Consider the following 16,892-nt stretch of genomic DNA (forward strand, 5'->3'; position numbering starts at 1 on the left):
TTACGGATAGTTCACGTAACATGTCGTCGCAGGTAGTCTATGAGCAGCCAAATGGAAGCAGTCGATGGAACTTATAAAAATTCGCGGTGCGCGCACGCACAATCTCAAAAACATCAGTCTTGATTTGCCGCGAAACAAGCTGATCGTCATTACCGGCTTGTCAGGGTCCGGCAAGTCTTCGCTCGCGTTTGACACCCTGTATGCGGAAGGCCAGCGGCGCTATGTGGAATCGCTCTCGGCGTATGCGCGCCAGTTTCTGCAATTGATGGAAAAACCCGACGTCGATCTGATAGAAGGGCTGTCTCCTGCCATAGCCATAGAGCAAAAAGCGACTTCGCATAACCCGCGTTCCACCGTCGGCACCGTTACCGAAATACATGATTACATGCGCCTGCTGTTTGCGCGCGTGGGCGATCCGCAGTGCCCTGATCATGGCATCACGCTAACAGTGCAAAGCGTCTCGCAAATGGTCGATCATGTCATGCGGTTGCCTGCGGAAACCAAGCTGATGATACTGGCGCCGCTGGTGGTAGGGCGCAAGGGCGAGCAAATGGAATTGATCGATGAGCTGCGCGCGCAGGGTTTTGTGCGGCTACGAATCGATGGTGAAGTGCATGAGATCGATACACTGCCGAAATTGCAAAAAAATAAAAAGCACACAATAGAAGTCGTGGTGGACAGGCTTAAAGTCTCACCCGATTCCAAGCAGCGACTGGCGGAATCGTTTGAAACAGCGCTACGCCACGCCGACGGACGCGCTTTAGCAGTGGAAATGGATTCGGGCCATGAGCACCTTTTTTCGGCCAGGTTCAGTTGTCCGGTATGCAGCTACTCCCTGCCGGAACTCGAACCCCGCTTATTTTCCTTTAACAACCCCATGGGGGCGTGCCCTAAATGTGACGGCCTGGGCAAAATAACCTTTTTCGACCCTAAACGGGTGGTGGCATTTCCTCATCTGTCATTGGCTTCCGGCGCGATCAAGAGCTGGGATCGGCGAAATCAATTTTATTACCAGTTGCTGGCGAGCCTTGCCAACCACTACGATTTTGATCTGGAAGTACCCTTTGAACAGCTCGGCGAGAATTTGCAGGATATCGTTCTGCACGGATCAGCCAAGGAAAAAATCTCATTCTCGTATTTGAACGAGAGCGGTAAACGCAACTATCGCAAGCATACCTTTGAAGGCATTATTCCCAATCTGGAGCGACGCTACAAGGAAACCGAATCGCTTGCCGTGCGTGAAGAACTGGCAAAATACCTCAATTCCCAAATATGCCCCGAATGCGGCGGAACCCGACTACGTCGCGAGGCGCGCCACGTCCGCGTGGGAGGGCGGGCTATTTACGAAATCAACGCGCTGCCACTGAAGGAGGCGAAGGATTTTTTCGATCAGGTAACACTGACGGGGCACAAATTTGCCATCGCGGAAAGAATCGTCAAGGAAATTTCCAGCCGCATATTATTTCTCAACAATGTCGGGTTGGATTATTTGTCGCTGGACCGTTCCGCCGACACTTTGTCGGGTGGAGAATCCCAGCGCATTCGCCTCGCCAGCCAGATCGGATCAGGCCTGACCGGCGTGATGTATGTGCTGGATGAGCCGTCCATCGGCCTGCATCAACGGGACAACGGACGCCTGCTGGAAACGCTCAAGAACCTGCGCGATCTCGGCAATAGCGTCATCGTGGTGGAACATGACCAGGACGCCATACTTACCGCCGACCATGTGGTGGACATGGGCCCGGGTGCGGGCGAGCATGGCGGATTGATCATCGCACAGGGAACACCCGAGGCTATTCAACAGGATTCCAGCTCACTCACCGGTAAATATCTTTCGGGTGAACTTTCCATCGCACTGCCGGAAAAACGCACCGAACCAAAAAGCGATCGCTGGCTCAGGATCGAAGGCGCATCGGGCAATAACCTGAAGAACGTCAACCTCAACCTGCCTGTAGGATTATTCGTCTGCATCACCGGCGTATCCGGTTCAGGCAAATCCACGCTCATCAACGAAACACTTTACCATGCAACCGCTCGCCATCTATATGGCAGCACTGCAGAGCCCGCGCCATATCAGAATCTGGATGGATTGGCCTTTTTCGACAAGGTCATCAGCATGGACCAGAGCCCCATCGGGCGGACACCGCGCTCAAACCCGGCCACCTATACCGGCCTGTTCACGCCGGTTCGGGAGTTGTTCGCCGGTGTTCCGCAGGCACGCGAGCGCGGCTATGGGCCCGGGCGATTCTCGTTCAACGTCAAGGGCGGGCGCTGTGAAGCCTGCCAGGGCGACGGCATGATCAAGGTTGAAATGCATTTTCTGCCGGATATATATGTGTCATGCGATGTCTGCCATGGCAAGCGCTATAACCGCGAAACCCTGGAGATCCAGTACAAGGGAAAAAACATCAATGAAATTCTGCATATGACGGTCGAACAGGCACGCGAGTTTTTCAGTCCCGTGCCGGTCGTGGCACGCAAGCTGCAAACCTTGCTGGATGTCGGCCTGGGCTATATCACCCTGGGCCAGTCCGCGACCACACTTTCCGGAGGCGAAGCCCAGCGGGTAAAGCTGTCGCTTGAACTTTCCAAACGCGACACCGGCCGCACGCTCTATATTCTGGACGAGCCCACTACAGGCCTGCATTTCCAGGACATCGATCTATTGCTGAAAGTATTGCATCGCTTGCGCGATCATGGCAATACCGTAGTCGTCATCGAGCATAACCTGGATGTGATCAAAACCGCCGACTGGATTATCGATCTCGGCCCCGAAGGCGGCGGAGGCGGTGGCGAGATCATTGCCCAGGGGACGCCGGAGCAAATAGCAGCGGACGAGAGGAGCTTTACCGGACGCTACCTGAAAACGGCGCTCAGTTCCTCAACTCATAATCAGCAGCGGCAACGTGGATATGGGCGTTCATAAGCATGTCCGCAACCTTCTGCTCAATAGCTTTCATGCCGCAGTCAGCGCAGCCGATCCCCTGCTTGTAGTACCCCGGCATTTACCGCCACCATTGCTGCACCGATTACCTCGAGGCCGGACGCTGGTGGTGGGTGCAGGCAAAGCTGCGGCGGCGATGGCGCTGGCAGTGGAAAAACATTGGCAGGAAGATACGACGCTGGATGGCATAGTCCTCACCCGCTACGGTCACGGCTTGCCGCTCGATCGGATCCAGGTTATCGAAGCCGGACATCCGGTACCCGATGAACATGGCGAAGAAGCCACACGCCATCTTTTGGCGGAAGTAAAAAAACTCGGTACGAATGATTTTCTGCTTTGCTTACTGAGCGGCGGCGGGTCGAGTTTGCTATCGCTGCCGGTAGCGGGTATATCGCTGGGCGATCTCCGAACCGTCACCTCGGAACTGCTCCACTGTGGCGCGACAATTCAAGAGATCAACACTGTGCGCAAGCATCTTTCCGCTGTCTTGGGAGGAAGGCTTGCAGCTTCGAGCCGTGCGCAAGTACTGGTATTGATAATTTCCGACGTAACGGGGGACGATCCAACGCATGTCGCATCCGGCCCCTGCGCACCGGACCCCACAACCTACGCGGATGCGCTCGCAATCATCGAGTATCACGGCATCCCGGCACCCGATGCCGTAACGGAAATATTGCTGGCAGGCGCCAATGGCAAGCTTGGCGAGACGCCCAAACCCGGCGATGCGGTGTTCCATCGCGTAGAAAACCGGGTGATCGCTACCGCGCATGAGTCGCTGCTGGCCGCGGTGGAATATTTTCGCACTCAAGGCATTTTCGCTGTAATACTGGGCGATTCCGTTACCGGCGAGTCGCGCGATGTCGCCAGGGTCTTCGCAGCCTTGCTCAGGGAAATCCGCCGATATGGGCACCCTTGGAGACCCCCGTTAGCGCTAATCTCAGGCGGCGAAACGACCGTTACATTAGGTAAAAAACGAAATGGCGCCTATGGTGACCAAAGCAACCATCGCGGACGTGGCGGACGAAATACGGAATTCCTGCTATCTCTTGCCGTTGAGCTCGGTGGTGCAGAGAATATGCACGCGCTCGCCTGCGATACGGACGGCATAGACGGAACGGAAAACAATGCCGGCGCCATTGTCACGCCGGATTCCTTGTACCGTGCAAGCCAGGCGGGTATCAACGCATCGACATTGCTTGCCCGCAACGATTCTTATACGTTCTTTGAGCAGCTCGGGGATTTGGTCGTTACCGGCCCAACCCGCACGAACGTCAATGACTACCGCGTTATCCTGATGTTGTAAGGCTGGCGCGCGACAGGGCTGGAAAGCACTTGCATTCGGGCAGAGGAGGACGCAAGTGTCACGAAACCGCAATATTGTTTACATATCATCGCAATATAAGGACAATCAAAATCGAAGAGAAATAATCACGAATAGAAGGAATGTGCCGATGGCAGCGACAATACTGGTGGTTGAAGATGAACCGGCGATCCAGGATTTAATCTCATATAGTTTGCGACAGGCAAGACATAACGTTTTTTCCGCACGAAATGCGGAAGAAGCGATGGAAATAATCAATGATGCGCTACCGGATCTGGTGCTGCTCGACTGGATGCTGCCGGGGATGAGCGGAATCGAATTCGCCCGCGTTCTGCGGCGCACCGCGCGCACTAAAACAATTCCTATCATCATGCTTACGGCTCGCGCAGAAGAAGGCGATAAGGTGGCCGGGCTGGAGATCGGGGCCGACGATTACATTACCAAGCCTTTCTCTCCGCGTGAGATGCTCGCGAGAATCAAGGCGGTGCTGCGGCGGCGCTCGCCCGAAGCAGCCGACGACATGGTCGAGATCGGTGGACTACACCTGGACTCGGCTGCTCATCGGGTAACCGCCGACGGTAATGAAGTAGTGCTGGGTCCTACCGAATTCCGGTTGCTGCATTTTCTGATGACTCACGCCGAGCGGGTATACAGCCGTTCGCAACTGCTCGATCAAGTATGGGGAGATCATGTATTTGTAGAAGATCGCACCGTGGATGTGCATATCCGCCGATTACGCAAGGCATTGGAGACAGTCAGCAAGGATGGACTGGTGCAGACAGTGAGGGGATCCGGCTATCGGCTTTCCGCGGTGCTGACGGCGAGCATGGGGTGATCCCTGGAATAATGATCCAGTTTTGTTCTTCCAAATAGCTCACGTGTCCAGTTTCTGGGAGCGTTTCCGGGAGCATGCGGCCAACCTGATCCTGGTTACGGTTGTAACCGGGCTACTCTTGGCGGTGCTGGGTGCTCTCGCGACATTAGCCCTCTATAATGTCGCGCTGCTGCTGCTGGTCATTTATCATTGGCGTCAATTGGCGGTGCTCGATAAATGGCTCCAGGCCGAAGAATCCAGGTTACCTTCCGGCTTCGGCAAATGGGGGGACGTGTTTGCACGCTTGACACGCCTGACCCGTGATCAAAGCCAGAAACATCGGCAAATCAGTTCTGCGCTGGAGCTTCTGCGACGCGCCACCTCGGCTATGCCGGAAGGCGTGGTAATCATGGATGAGATAGACCGCATCGAATGGTGCAACCCTGTAGCAGAGAAACATCTGGGCATCAACGCGAGTGTTGATACGGGGCAGCATATCACCCATCTGATGCGTCAAACCCAATTCACCAAATACCTTGCCGCCCAAAACTATTCTGAACCACTGATAATCAAACAGTCCCGGCATCAGGGACTGACTCTTTCAATACAGCTAGTGCCCTATGGTGATAAACAGAAACTGCTGCTCAGCCGTGATGTGACGCGCTTTGAAAGAATTCAGACCATGCGCAGGGATTTCGTGGCCAATGTGTCGCACGAATTACGGACACCGCTGACGGTGGTTGGCGGATTTCTCGAAACACTGTCGGAAGAAGGCCATTCAGATCCTGAAACACGTAGGTGGGCGCTGACGCTGATGACCGATCAAACCAGACGAATGCAAAGCCTGGTGGAAGACTTGTTGACGCTGTCGCGACTGGAGGACACGGAAAACATGGCCCGGGAGGGGAACGTCGATGTCCCCGAAATGTTACGGAAGCTTTATGATGAAGCGCAATCCTTGAGTGCCGGACGCCACCATATCAGCCTCAATCTCGATACTGACACGAAATTATTGGGTAACACGGACGAATTGCGTAGCGCTTTCGGTAACCTTATCAGCAACGCCATCCGTTATACCCCTGCCGGAGGGGATATCTCCTTGAACTGGGCAATGCGCGACGGGCAGGGCGTATTTTCCGTACAGGACAGCGGCATGGGCATTGAACCCCAACATATCCCGCGTCTTACGGAACGATTCTATCGGGTTGACCATGGGCGTTCGCGTGAAACGGGGGGTACCGGACTGGGTCTCGCCATTGTCAAACATGTGCTGAGTTGCCATCAGGCGAGACTTGAGATCGACAGCGAACCCGGCAAAGGGAGCCTTTTCAGTGCCTGGTTCCCATCCGCAAGGTTGATCGTGCAGGAAAGCGAGTAGGTCGCCGCCTGCCACAAGCGTTATAGGCAAGCGTACAGCCCTTCGGATGAAACGAACCCATCACGAATTTTCGTCAATATTCATTTTCAAGGTTGCTTTACATTGTTATGCCCACAACACCCCTCGATCTTACGGAAACAACGCTCAGCAGCGAGAATGTGTACGATGGCGAGCTTCTGCATGTGCGAGCAGACCAAGCCCGGCTGCCTGACGGCAAAGTCGCAGTACGCGAATACATCAGGCATCCCGGCGCAGTGGTCATCATACCGTTGCTCGACAATGGCGAGCTGGTGCTGGAACGCCAGTATCGCTACCCCCTGCAGCGGGAGTTTTACGAACTGCCTGCCGGAAAAATCGATAGCGGTGAAGATCCGCTAAGGTGCGCTCAACGGGAACTGCTGGAAGAAACAGGTTACACGGCGGAAAGCTGGCGTCATATCGCCACCTTGCATCCCTGTATCGGTTATTCGGACGAGAAGTTGATTTATTACTTCGCGGAAAACCTTACCTTCAAGGGCGCAAGCCTGGATGACGGCGAGCATCTGGAGGTGTTCACCTTGGGATTGTCGACGGCACTGGAGTGGGTAAAAACAGGGAAAATATCCGACAATAAAACGGTTTCCGGCCTGTTTTGGGCAGAGAAGCTACTAAGTGGCGCATGGTAAATGCGGTTTGGATTCGCCAGGCACGATTGCTAAGCCGCCATAATTACCTAATCCTCCGGTTGCGCCGCATGAGCTTGCGTCCTCTTCGCTCACAGAATGTTGAAAAACCCCGCCCAATCCATGCAAATAGTATAATTGGGTTTTTGGTCGCGAACGCCGCGCGCGGACAGCACTCTCCCTCGGCCACGAGTTGGTGCAAGCGGTGGGTTCTCGCCAAGTCGATGACGTAACAACGAGGTTCTACACGCTGCGCCGTCCCGTCAGAGCCTTGTTTTGGTGCTCGCAAGATAGCGCCGTAGGACTGGAACAATCTCCTCAAAAGTAGCCGCGTAGTTGGAATTTTCTGCGTACAAAAAAACATTTGGATCAATAAAAGTAAAACTTAGGTAACAAATTTCAATTTATTCAGATTTTTTTGCTAGCCGGACCATAGGTAAAGATGGAAAATCTAGCCCGCCATACCCCCATGATGCAGCAATATCTCCGCATCAAGGCGCAGCATCCCGATATGCTGATGTTTTATCGCATGGGGGATTTCTACGAACTGTTCTTTGAAGATGCGGAAAAAGCGGCCAAGCTGCTCGATATTACCCTGACCCGGCGCGGCACTTCGGCGGGCGAGCCGATAAAGATGGCGGGTGTGCCTTATCATTCCGCCGAACAGTACCTGGCAAAACTCATCAAGCTGGGTGAATCGGTAGCGATCTGTGAACAGACCGGCGATCCCGCTACGTCCAAAGGTCCGGTAGAACGGCAGGTCATGCGGATTATTACGCCCGGAACGCTGACAGATTCGGCGTTGCTGGATGAAAAACGCGAAAGTATTTTATTGGCCCTGTGCGTGCATGAAACAACGCTGGGGCTGGCATGGCTCAATCTGGCGGCGGGGCAATTTTGGGTATTGGAAACATCAGCGGATAATCTGGCGGGCGAACTCGAACGCCTGAAGCCAGCGGAGATTCTTTTGCCGGATTCGCAGGATGCGCTTACCGGCCTCAGCGATGCGGGTGCATCCAAAACTTGTCTGAAGCGCCTGCCCTTTTGGCAGTTCGACGTCGAGGCTGCTGTTCGCATTCTCTCGCGCCAATTGGGAACCCATGACCTTTCCGGTTTCGGTTGCGAGGGCCTGCATTCGTCGCTGGGCGCGGCCGGTGCGCTGCTGGAATACGCGCGCCTCACGCAAGGCAACAATATCGCCCATATCAAGACATTGCGGGTGGAGCGGGACAACGCCTATTTGCGCATGGACGCTGTCACTCGCCGCAATCTTGAAATTTCCGAGACCATACTTGGCGGTGCATCGCCCACTTTGTTATCCCTGTTCGATACCTGCTCGACCCATATGGGCAGCCGCATGCTGCGGCACTGGCTGCATCATCCCCTGCGCGACCGGGCAGCGATTCAAAACCGGCTTGACAGCGTGTCGTTTTTAATCGGAGAAGCGGGCTCAGGGCCCTACCTTTCCATTCGAGGATGCCTCAAACGGGTCGCAGACATCGAACGTATCACCGCTCGCATTGGGCTGAAATCGGCCCGTCCACGAGATTTATCCGGACTGCGCGATAGTCTCAAACGCTTACCGGAAGCAATTGCAGCTATCGCTGAAGTCGCCGCTATTGCTGAAGCCATGAACGGCATTGACAAGCATATTGCCGCGCTGGCGCAATCGATGACTCCGGATGCGACGCTTGTCGGGCTTCTGCAGGAATCCCTGCGCGAAGAGCCGGAGGTGGTGCTGCGCGTAGGCGGTGTGATCGCGGATGGCTATGATGCCGAACTGGATGAGCTTCGCGCCATACAGAATAATTGCGGTGAATTTTTGCTGCAACTCGAAACGCGGGAAAAAACGCGCACAGGCATTTCAAATCTCAAAGTGGAATATAACCGGTTACACGGTTTTTATATCGAGGTGACGCACGCGCACACCGAGAAGATCCCGGAGGACTACCGCAGAAGGCAGACGCTGAAGAATGCCGAGCGCTATATTACGCCAGAGCTCAAGGCATTTGAAGAAAAGGCGCTCTCTGCGCAGGACCGTGCGCTGGAACGGGAAAAGCTTTTATATGATGAGCTGCTGGAAGGGCTTTTGCAGTATATCGATCACTTGCAGCAGGTGGCCCGCAGTATTGCCGAGCTGGATGTATTAGCCGCCTTCGCCGAACGCGCACTGGCCCTGGACTATATCGTGCCGACCTTCACCAGTGAAGCCGTTATTGAAATTGAGGCGGGCCGTCATCCGGTTGTGGAAAAACAGGTCGAAAACTTCATTGCCAACAATGTCCAGCTCGGCGCCTGGGGCGATACCGCACGGCAAATGCTCGTCATTACCGGTCCCAACATGGGCGGAAAATCCACCTATATGCGACAAGTCGCACTGATTGCGTTACTCGCACATTGCGGCAGCTATGTACCGGCAAAAAAAGCGCGCTTCGGCCCCCTGGATCAAATCTTCACTCGCATTGGCGCTTCCGATGACCTGGCCGGGGGACGCTCAACCTTCATGATGGAAATGACGGAAGCCGCCAATATCCTGCATAACGCCACTGCACAAAGCTTGGTGTTGATGGATGAGATAGGACGGGGAACTTCTACTTTCGACGGCTTGGCCCTGGCTTTTGCGATTGCCAGGTATCTATTGAAAAACAACCGCTGTTATACGTTATTTGCAACTCATTATTTTGAACTGACGAGGCTCGCGGAGGAGTTTACGCAGGCCGCCAACGTGCACCTGCGTGCGGTGGAACACAAGCATCATATTGTATTCCTGCACTCGGTCGATGAGGGCGCTGCGAGTCAGAGCTACGGGCTTCAAGTGGCTGCGCTGGCCGGCGTGCCGGAGCAAGTGATCAGAACAGCAAGAAAATATCTGGCGCAACTTGAGGAGGAAGCGGTTGGCAGACACCCACAACGGGATTTGTTCGCGGCAGCGTCGGGCAGCGCAAAAGAAAACCCCCAAACCCTGCCCGAACACCCCGTACTCAAACTGCTGCACGCTATCGTTCCGGACGAGCTAAGCCCGAAGCAAGCGCTGGAAGAACTCTATGCGCTAAAAAAAGCCGCGGAGAAAGACCGGCCCTAGGAATGAGAAGGACGAAACAACCAACCGGACGAGGCAAGCCAACTGGTTGTCATAACCCGTCTTGATCGATTTCTTACGTCGAGATACTGCGGGTTCGCCAGAGCCTCTCTTCAATGTTCGTGCCCATGGGCACCATGGACGTGGCCGTGAGCCAGTTCCTCTGAAGTGGCGGGCCGTACTGCGGTAACCGTACAATCGAAGCGCAGTGTCACGCCCGCGAATGGGTGATTGCCGTCTACTACCACCTTGTCTTCGGCAATATCGGTTACGGTATAGATAAAGGCATCGTCGGAACCTTCTTCGCCTCCTTCAAACTGCATTCCGACCGTTACATTGTCGGGGAAAAGATCGCGAGGCTCGACTCGCACCAAATCGCTATCGTATTCACCAAAAGTATTTTCCGGCTCCATCAAAACGGAGCAACTATAGCCCACTTCCTTGCTATGCAATTCTTCTTCCACCATTGGGAAGATTCCGTCATAACCTCCATGCAGATAGCTGATTGGCGCGTCGGGTTCTTCCATGATCTTGCCGGCCAGATCAGATAATTTATAGTTTAGTGACACTACGCTGTCTTTTTCGATTCGCATATTAAAGGCCGTAAGTTAATGTAGGTTAATTATTGCAATAAAGATGAGCGCCGATGTTTCTTGCGTTACTCACAAGAAAAACCGCTGGCGCCCAAGTATGCGCATATGCTATCAATGTGGCTTATCGAGAGCAACCATAATTGCATTAGTAATTATGAATTGAATAAAGTTCTGTCTCGGGGAAATCTGTATATGCTCAGCGCTGTCTTATCCGGTTCGTCAGTTTTTACAGGTTCCAATCAATTCTCTGACTGGCGCAAAGCTGCGTCGGTGCACTACCGATATCCCATGCATTCGCAGGGCTGCAATGTGTCGTTCTGTGGAATACCCCTTATGCTGGTCAAAGCCATAACGTGGGAAGCGCTGGTGTAACGCCACCATCTCCGCATCACGCGCCGTCTTTGCCAGAATGGAAGCGGCCGAAATCTCGGGTACCAAACTATCGCCTCTGACGATAGTGGTTACGGGGCATCGCAGACGAGGTTTCTGGTTCCCATCCACCAACACCCTGGAAGGAACCAGAGACAGACTCTCTACAGCACGTTTCATGGCCAGTAAACTTGCCTGAAGAATATTGATTCGATCGATTTCCTTAACCGATGCAAAGCCAATGGCCCAGGCTATGGAATGTGCTTTAATGGCAACAGTGAGGCTGTTGCGCTTTGCTTCGCTTAGCGTTTTTGAATCCGCCAGACCCTCGATGCAATAGTCTGGATCGAGTATGACGCAGGCGGCGAATACCGGCCCCGCCAGCGGTCCCCTGCCGGACTCATCCACACCGCAAACCCAGTTGAATTCCCGTGCCGTCACTTCTCGCGGCTTCCCTTTCTCAATGCCCGCCGCTGGCCAGCCCAAATATTTTCGGCACCATTATCCTAAATCCGGTAGTTGGACGAGGGGAAGTGTACTGCTTTTGGCGTGCAGGGCAAGGCGCAACGACGCGGAATAGACCGCGCAGGGCGGAGCAGTGCCTTCCGCAGGAAGGTGCGACCCCGAAGCGGGATGCGGGCGCCCCCTTGCGTGTGGAGCGCGATCGCGGCATCCCCTGCGCTGCCCGATCCCCGCTTCGCGGGGCCCCTCGGGCGACGCTTCGGGGCGCCGTTCCATTCCAAGAAGTTGCAACGCAGCCATGTGCCCCAAAAACTGTGCAATTCTTCCCGTAGCGACCTCACCCGGAAGGTGAGCGTCAAATAATCTGAGATATTGTTATTGATCATGACACTGATATGTTAAATGAGCGGTCAGCTACCGGATTTAGGATTATCCTTGCGGCGCATTGTGCACATCAACTCAGCTACGGCAACAGTCCGGCCTTCCACTTCCGCCTGGGCAGAATATTTCCAGATTCCAATCCTCTCCCGCAAAATCGTGGCCTTGAGTATCAGCTGGTCCCCCGGCACTACCGGCCTCTTGAAGCGGGCGCCATCTATGCCCACAAAATAGTAAACCGAATTCTCGTCGGCTTCCAGATTCGCCGTCTTGAGCGTCAGGATAGCCGCCGCTTGTGCCAGTGCTTCGATTATGAGAACGCCCGGCATCACTGGATAGTGGGGAAAATGACCACCGAAGAACGGCTCGTTAATGGTCACGTTCTTGAGTGCGGTGATGCTCTTTCCCGGATCGCAGGTTAAAACGCGATCAACAAGTAAAAAAGGATAGCGATGAGGGAGGTACTTTAAGATTTCCTGAATATCCATGATGCGTAAATTTTTCCTGGGTCCGTAATAATGACAGTTTGGATAAGCAATGCCGGTCCCACGTATTTCGGCCGTGGAATTGGCAGGGCCCCTGCTTTTTACTTTTTACTTGTCAGCCAGCGCCTTGATCACCTTCTCGGTGATGTCGACACGTGGACTGCGGTAAACGAGATCGCGCAAGGGCAATATCAAGTCGTACTTTTCTGCCTCCGCGATTATTTGAATGGCTTTACTGGCGGTTAACTGAAGCGTGGCGACTTCATCGTTCTGGCGCAGGCTCAGGTCTTCGCGCATTTGCCGTTGAGCGCGCTGAAGTTCGCGGTTAAGGGTGGCAAGTTCGCGCTCCTTGCTACGCCGGTCCGCTTCTGGCATCGTTTTTCCCTCATTTTCAAGAAGGTCCTGCAGCGCCTTGGCCTGTAAAGCCAGCTTCTTGATTTCATGGTCGCGTGGCAAGAATTCCTTTTCTATTTTTTTCAGCGCCCTTACCGCAGGCGCTGATTCGGCTAGAATTCTCTCGGTATCGACAACACCTATCTTGATCTCATCCGCAAGGGCGCCCGCCGATCCCCAGGCAGATGCAAGGATCATGCATGCTGCCGCCGTTAAAGTTCTTAGCCTTAGAACCTTTTGTTTCAATTTTATCTCCGGATTGTTCATTTAATTTAGAACTGCTGCCCAAATTGAAACTGAAACCGCTGCAAACTGTCGCCCGGTTTATCATTCAAAGGTTGTGCGGCACTGACTTTAAGTGGTCCCATCGGTGAAATCCACATTACCGCGACTCCCGCCGAATAACGCAAGCCTTCCTGCTGCGGCCTTTCTCCATCAGGACCCCAGACCGAGCCGCCGTCAAGAAATACGCTCAGGCGCACTGTTCGATCGTTTTTCATGCCGGGCATCGGGAACAGTACCTCCACGCTGCCTACACCGCGCTTATTGCCCCCGAGCGCTCTATTGGACGCGTCACGTGGACCCAACGAACTGATGTTATAGCCTCGAACCGAGGTATTGCCACCGGCAAAAAAATTCTTGAAGAAGGGAAGATCCTTTCCATTGTACCCGTCGCCGTATCCGAACTCGCCCTTCAACATAAGAGTAAAGATTTTCGTAATAGGATAATACCAACTAAGGTCATAACTCACTTTATAATAGGTCAAATCGCCTCCCGGCAGACCTGCTTCAGCAAATACCCGCTGTGTGGTGCCTTCGGTCGTCCAGATGGCGCTATTTCGGCCATCGCGCCGCCAGCTGAGCGTTAGAGGTATATTGATGGTACTCCGCCCGAATTTTTCCACAAAATTGATGTTGCGCTGGGGACTGTTGGCGCCTAGATCGATTACAGTATTTTCGATCCCCAGTCCACCTATAACCCTGTCGTTTTCGTTGACCGGCATGCCAAAGCGTACACCGGCGCCGGTGGTGTCGGTATTGAAGTTCATCACGGATGACAGCGAACTCGTATTCAGGACTCGCTTATAAAGATCGAACCCGGCGTTAATGCCGTCGCGGGTGAAATAAGGATCGGTATAAGATAACGAGTAGGTCTTGTTTACACGACCGGTATTGATCATGAGATTGACAAGTTTACCTGTACCGAAAATGTTGTCCTGGGCAATGGAACCGCTCAGTATCAGTCCCTCCATATTGGAATAACCCGCTCCAAACATTACCGCGCCTGTGGGCTTTTCCTTAACCTCGACGTTCACGTCAATCTGATCGGTGGCGCCTGAAACCGCCGGGGTTTCAAGGCTGACGGAATTGAAATAATTCAGGCGGTCTATACGGGTCTTTGACTGATTAATCTTGCTGGTCGAATACCATCCGCCTTCGAATTGGCGCATTTCCCGACGTATTACTTCATCCCGCGTACGGTTATTGCCCGTTATGTTGATACGCCTTACGTACACCCTCCGCCCAGGATCTATAAAAAAAGTAAACGCTACCTGTTGCTTTTCCTTATCCAGTTGAGGCGACGCGTTGATATTTGCAAATGCATAACCATCATCGCCAAGCCGATCGGTAATGAGCTTGATGGATTCAGTCAGCTGCTCACGTGAAAAAACAGCACCTTCTTCAATTTTTATAAGCTTGCGCAATTCTTCTTCCGGTACCAGCAGTTCGCCAGCCAGTTTTATCTCGGACACCTTATATTGCGGACCCTCAGCGATATTTACCGTAATATAAATGTCCTGCATGTCGGCAGTGATCGATACCTGGGTGGATTCAACGCTGAACTCAAGATAGCCGCGATTGAGATAGTAGGATCGTAATGACTCAAGATCAGCGGAAAGCTTCTGTTTCGAATACTGATCCTCCTTGGTAAACCATGTTAGCAGACCAGGCGTCCTCAATACGAACGCGCTCAGAAGCTCTTTTTCCTTGAAAGCCCTGTTCCCAACGATATTGATCTTGCGAATTTTGGCGGTCTTGCCTTCATCCACATGGAAATTGATTCCGATGCGGTTACGTTCAAGGGGCGTTGTGGTAGTGGTGATTTTTACCGCGTATTTGCCACGGCTGAGGTATTGCTGCTTGAGTTCGTGCTCGGCTCGTTCCAGCACCGAGCGATCGAATATCCGCGATTCCGCCAACCCGGCCTGTTTCAGGCCTTCCTTCAGTTTCTCTTTCTCGAATTCCTTCGCGCCGATAATGCTGATCTGTGCAATAGCGGGGCGCTCTTCAACCACCACTATCAAAATGCCGTTTTCAGATTCGAGTCGCACATCCTTGAAAAAGCCGGTGGCATAGAGCACTTTGATGGCTGCTGCGGCCTTTTCATCGTCAAGCGTATCTCCCACCTTCACGGGAAGATAACTGAACACTGTCCCAGCCTCGGTTCGCTGTATGCCTTCCACTCGTATGTCTCTCACTACGAATGGCTCACGCGCCCATGAAACCGAAGCGCAGAAGGCAGAAACAAGCGCGACGAGATACCTGACTTTCATACTTTAACTGGGGATAAGCCGGCTGATATCGTTGTATATGGCAAAAGCCATCAGGACAAATAACAGTACCATCCCGACCTGCTGACCCATTTCGATAACTTTCGCAGAAACAGGACTGCCTTTGACGATTTCGATCACATAATACATTAAATGCCCCCCGTCCAGTATGGGAATAGGTAACAGGTTCAGCACACCCAGACTGATGCTGATGAGGGCGACAAAGCCCAGGTAGGATGACAGGCCCATCTGCGCCGATTTGCCTGCGTAGTCGGCGATTGTGATGGGACCGCTCACGTTCTTCCAGGACACTTCACCCGCAACCATTTTCCACATCATATGCAAAGTAAATACCGACGTTTCCCAGGTTTTGCTAATGGCCTTGGCCATGGCTGTGCCCGCCGGATAGCTGACTTCTATGAGCAGCTTCTTCAACTCGTCATGATCGATTTGGGGTCCAATACCGATTTTCCCGATTTTCTCCCCGCTGTCGGTGGTTGTATCGGGAATGACTTCCATGCTCAGCGTTGTTTCATTACGACGGATATCCAGCATGAGCGGAATTCCCGGACTGGCCCGTATCTTTTGCACCAGATCTTCCCAAAGCGTAATCCGCTTACCGTCTATTGCCAGAATCTCATCACCCGCCTGCAAACCGGCACGGCTACCTGCGCTATCCGGCGTGACCTGTGAAATAATGGGTTTCACCGCGGGCTGATAGCTGCTCAAGCCGACCTTCTTCAGAAAATCGCCGTCCAGGTCATCGGCATCAATGCCGCTGAAATCTATTCGCCGCAAGACAAGTCGTCCGTGTGTATCAAGCGTCTCCACGGCCACGGCAGGTGACCTTTCAACCGCATTCGACAACAACAGCCAGCGAGCGTCCTGCCAGGTCGTGACGGGTTCTGCTTCGATTTTTACGATAGTGTCCCCCTTCTCAAAGCCTGCAACCGCTGCTGGTGTTGCAGGTGCGACGGGCCCCAGGACGGGTTTCATGGCGCTGACGCCGAGCACGAACAGGAACCAGTAAAGCACGATTGCCAGAAGAAAATTGGCGATAGGTCCTGCCGCGACAACCGCAAGCCGATGTGCCACAGACTTGCGGTTGAAGGCTCGCGTCAGTTCCTCGGGCGGAACGGCACCCTCGCTTTCATCAAGCATCTTCACGTAACCGCCGAGAGGAAAAGCCGCTACTACCCACTCGGTTTGGTCTTTTCCCCAGCGCTTCCGTAATAAAGGCCGACCGAAGCCGATCGAAAAACGCAGCACCTTTATTCCACACCAGCGCGCTACCAGAAAGTGGCCAAATTCATGAAATACGATCAGTAACCCTAAGGCAACAACGAAAGCAACGATGGTGAAAATGAATGTCATGCGGTATGCCGGCTGGTAACGCGGCCCAGGGGAGCTTCAAATATCCGGAAGAAATGGCTTGCTGTCTTCCGCAAAGCGGGATAACAGC

At 53.5% G+C, this 16,892-nt stretch carries 12 protein-coding genes; 6 read left to right on the forward strand and 6 right to left on the reverse strand.

Features of this window, described 5'->3' with window-relative positions; translation table 11 throughout:
• Nucleotides 1-64: 64 nt before the first annotated feature.
• From uvrA to mutS, 6 genes are all read left to right on the forward strand, one after another.
• Entirely contained in the window at nucleotides 65-2,926 is a 2,862-nt protein-coding gene (uvrA, locus tag BUA28_RS01785; protein WP_072766418.1) for an excinuclease ABC subunit UvrA, read from the forward strand.
• The gene (locus tag BUA28_RS01790; RefSeq protein ID WP_072766419.1) at nucleotides 2,913-4,247 is read left to right on the forward strand and encodes a glycerate kinase type-2 family protein; all 1,335 of its coding nucleotides are present in this window, start codon (nucleotides 2,913-2,915) and stop codon (nucleotides 4,245-4,247) included. Before uvrA ends, BUA28_RS01790 begins: the two co-directional genes overlap by 14 nt.
• A gap of 148 nt (nucleotides 4,248-4,395) precedes the next feature.
• Entirely contained in the window at nucleotides 4,396-5,100 is a 705-nt protein-coding gene (gene phoB, locus BUA28_RS01795; RefSeq protein ID WP_072766420.1) for a phosphate regulon transcriptional regulator PhoB, read from the forward strand.
• 22 nt (nucleotides 5,101-5,122) lie between these two features.
• A complete protein-coding gene (gene phoR, locus BUA28_RS01800; protein ID WP_256598199.1) occupies nucleotides 5,123-6,457 on the forward strand; it encodes a phosphate regulon sensor histidine kinase PhoR in 1,335 nt (444 codons plus the stop codon).
• A gap of 107 nt (nucleotides 6,458-6,564) precedes the next feature.
• Nucleotides 6,565-7,122, forward strand: coding sequence for an NUDIX domain-containing protein (locus BUA28_RS01805; protein WP_072766422.1), 558 nt, complete (start codon nucleotides 6,565-6,567; stop codon nucleotides 7,120-7,122).
• A gap of 439 nt (nucleotides 7,123-7,561) precedes the next feature.
• Entirely contained in the window at nucleotides 7,562-10,201 is a 2,640-nt protein-coding gene (gene mutS, locus BUA28_RS01810) for a DNA mismatch repair protein MutS (protein WP_072766423.1), read from the forward strand.
• Nucleotides 10,202-10,311: 110 nt separating this feature from the next.
• Here mutS and BUA28_RS01815 read toward each other — a convergent pair whose 3' ends face one another.
• The 6 genes from BUA28_RS01815 to rseP all read right to left on the reverse strand — a co-directional run bounded on the left by BUA28_RS01815 (nucleotide 10,312) and on the right by rseP (nucleotide 16,804).
• Complete coding sequence (locus BUA28_RS01815) at nucleotides 10,312-10,791, reverse strand: FKBP-type peptidyl-prolyl cis-trans isomerase (protein ID WP_072766424.1); 480 nt, start codon at nucleotides 10,789-10,791, stop codon at nucleotides 10,312-10,314.
• A gap of 219 nt (nucleotides 10,792-11,010) precedes the next feature.
• On the reverse strand, nucleotides 11,011-11,601 hold the full coding sequence (gene rnhB, locus BUA28_RS01820; RefSeq protein WP_072766663.1) for a ribonuclease HII: 591 nt from the start codon (nucleotides 11,599-11,601) through the stop codon (nucleotides 11,011-11,013).
• A 431-nt stretch (nucleotides 11,602-12,032) separates the two neighbouring features.
• On the reverse strand, nucleotides 12,033-12,488 hold the full coding sequence (gene fabZ, locus BUA28_RS01830; protein ID WP_072766426.1) for a 3-hydroxyacyl-ACP dehydratase FabZ: 456 nt from the start codon (nucleotides 12,486-12,488) through the stop codon (nucleotides 12,033-12,035).
• Nucleotides 12,489-12,593: 105 nt separating this feature from the next.
• Nucleotides 12,594-13,076 carry an OmpH/Skp family outer membrane protein gene (locus tag BUA28_RS01835; protein ID WP_072766427.1) on the reverse strand — a complete coding sequence of 161 codons (483 nt, stop codon included), beginning with the start codon at nucleotides 13,074-13,076 and terminating at the stop codon, nucleotides 12,594-12,596.
• Between the two features lie 74 nt (nucleotides 13,077-13,150).
• Nucleotides 13,151-15,433 (reverse strand): outer membrane protein assembly factor BamA, encoded by a 2,283-nt coding sequence (bamA, locus tag BUA28_RS01840; RefSeq protein ID WP_072766428.1) that lies wholly within the window; start codon nucleotides 15,431-15,433, stop codon nucleotides 13,151-13,153.
• A gap of 3 nt (nucleotides 15,434-15,436) precedes the next feature.
• Nucleotides 15,437-16,804 carry an RIP metalloprotease RseP gene (rseP, locus tag BUA28_RS01845; protein WP_178297841.1) on the reverse strand — a complete coding sequence of 456 codons (1,368 nt, stop codon included), beginning with the start codon at nucleotides 16,802-16,804 and terminating at the stop codon, nucleotides 15,437-15,439.
• Between the last annotated feature and the right edge of the window lie 88 nt (nucleotides 16,805-16,892).

The sequence above is a fragment of the Nitrosospira sp. Nsp11 genome, assembly GCF_900142705.1.
Lineage (GTDB): Bacteria > Pseudomonadota > Gammaproteobacteria > Burkholderiales > Nitrosomonadaceae > Nitrosospira.